Source organism: Corallococcus exercitus, assembly GCF_003611585.1.
Lineage (GTDB): Bacteria > Myxococcota > Myxococcia > Myxococcales > Myxococcaceae > Corallococcus > Corallococcus exercitus.
In genome coordinates this window covers 1-2,037 of sequence record NZ_RAVW01000740.1, presented here as the reverse complement: position 1 = coordinate 2,037, position 2,037 = coordinate 1, and the positions used below count along the sequence as shown (strand labels likewise).

Here is a 2,037-nt window from a genome sequence, read left to right as displayed (position 1 = left end):
CAGCCAGCGTTGATCATGCCTGACGCTGGCTGGCAACCTCCTCGTGCCCCTCAAGGCCGGGTCCAACGCCGGTGTTTGAGCCACCAGGTTGATTTTCGGGCCGGGGATCAGGGACAGCCCCTAGTCCTTCCAGAGCATCTTCCAGGGGTGCTTCCGCAGGTCCGTGACCAGGGTCTTCAACTCGTCGTAGAGGACCGGATCTTTCAGCAGTGCGCCGCCCGTGCCTTCTCCCGCGTCCAGTTGTCCCAGGATGCGGTCCGCCTTGGTGGCGATCTGCTCCAGCTGGCCCGCCGCCGCCGTGAAGCGCTGGAGGGCCAGCTTCACCTGCTGGCCGTCCTCGGGCGTCAGCGGTCCCGTCACCGCGGCCAGTCCGTCCAGGGTCGTGCTGGCGGACTTCGTCAGGCCGGGGAGGTCCTTTCGCATCACGGCCGCCACGGCGGAGGCGTCGTCCAGGAGGCGGGCTCCCTTGCCTCCGGGCTGCATGGATTCCTTCGCCAGCTGCGCCAGCTGCCGCAGGTCCTTGGACGCCGCCGCCAGCTCCGAGGCCAGGACCTTCACGTCGCCTTTGTTCTCCGTCAGGACCTCGTCCAGCGTCCTCGCCAGGCGCGACACGTTGGCGGCCAGGGCCGTCACGGCCTCCGGATCCTTCTCCAGCATGTCCGACAGCAACGTCACGAACTTGGTCAGCTGTTCCGAGAGCAGGTCCAATCTCGGCGCGTCCACGCCTCTCAGCGCCTCGGTCTCCGGCAGCGGCGCGTCCGCGTTGCCTGGGTTCAACTCCAGATAGGGCTCACCCAACAGACCCACCGTCCCCACCGTCACCCTTGCGTCCTTGCGCAACGCGCCCCTGGCCTCGGGCTCCACCGACAGGTCCATGCGGACGGGGAGGGGGAGGCCCTTCGTGTCCCTCCGGTTCGCGAGGAGGTGGATGGTGTCCACCTTGCCCACCTGGACGCCTCCCAGCTTCACCGGGGCGCCCTGCACCACGTTGCCCGTGTGCGCGAAGTCCACCTCCAGCCTGGCGCCCCGGCCCAGCGTCAGCTCTCCCATCAACCAGAGCAACACCAGCACTCCCACCAGCGTCGCGAGCACCAGCGCTCCGACCTTCAACTCCAGCCGTTGCTCATCCATCCGTCGCGCCCTCCATGAACGGCGCTGTCAGCGTCCGCAGCTCCGGGGCAGGGGACTCCAGGAAGCCCTCCGGACTCCCCAGGTACGCACTGCGCCCCTTCGCCACCACCAACACCCGGTCCGCAATCCCTCTCAACTGCCGGTAGTCGTGGGACACCACCAGCGCCCCCAGACCCTGCTCCTTCAACGACGCCAACACCGCCTCCACCTGCATCGCCGCCCTCCGGTCCAGCCCCGTCGTCGGCTCGTCCAGGAGCAGGTAGCGCGGCTTGAGCACCAGCGCCCTCGCGATGGCCGCCCGCTTCTTCGCCCCGGGCCCCAGCTCCGGTGGCAGCCGGTCCGCCCACTCCTTCAGGCCCACCTTCTCCAGCGCCATCTCCACCGCTTCCTCCGGGGCCTTCGGATCCGCGAGGCGCACGTTCTCCCGCAGCGTCCTCCAGTCCAGCAGCGCGGGGCCCTGCACCAGGTAGGGGGCCCGGCGGCGGAGGTTCACCAGCGTCCGCTCCGCCTGCGTGTCCACCCGTTCCCCGAACAGCGTCACCTTGCCGGCCTCGGGCCTCAACAGGCCCACCGCCAGGCGGCACAGCACGCTCTTTCCGGAGCCGCTCGCTCCCGCGATGAACGTCAGCTCCCGCGTGGAGACCTGCGCGCTCAGGCCGTCCAGCACGCGGCGGCCCTGCTCGAAGGCGATCGCCACGTCCTCGAAGACCAGCGTGTCCGGACCGGTGTCATTCACAGGCGCACGAACTGGAACGCAAGCGACACCGTCAGGTCAATCAACAGACACCCCAGGCTGGCCGCCACCACGCCGTTCGTCGTCGCCTCGCCCACCGCCTCCGCGCCGCCCCTGGCGTTCAAGCCCGCCACCGCCGCCGCCAGTGGGATGTAGAGCCCGCAGCCCAGCAC

3 protein-coding genes are annotated in these 2,037 nt (G+C 69.6%); all 3 read right to left on the bottom strand.

The window, feature by feature from the left end; translation table 11 throughout:
* Positions 1-120 precede the first annotated feature (120 nt).
* From D7W79_RS41540 to D7W79_RS41530, 3 genes are read right to left on the bottom strand one after another with little or no spacing between them, the layout of a single operon-like run.
* Complete coding sequence (locus tag D7W79_RS41540; RefSeq protein ID WP_120530700.1) at positions 121-1,131, bottom strand: MlaD family protein; 1,011 nt, start codon at positions 1,129-1,131, stop codon at positions 121-123.
* The gene (locus tag D7W79_RS41535) at positions 1,124-1,867 is read right to left on the bottom strand and encodes an ATP-binding cassette domain-containing protein (protein ID WP_120530699.1); all 744 of its coding nucleotides are present in this window, start codon (positions 1,865-1,867) and stop codon (positions 1,124-1,126) included. Before D7W79_RS41535 ends, D7W79_RS41540 begins: the two co-directional genes overlap by 8 nt.
* A complete protein-coding gene (locus D7W79_RS41530; RefSeq protein ID WP_276375632.1) occupies positions 1,864-2,037 on the bottom strand; it encodes an ABC transporter permease in 174 nt (57 codons plus the stop codon). Before D7W79_RS41530 ends, D7W79_RS41535 begins: the two co-directional genes overlap by 4 nt.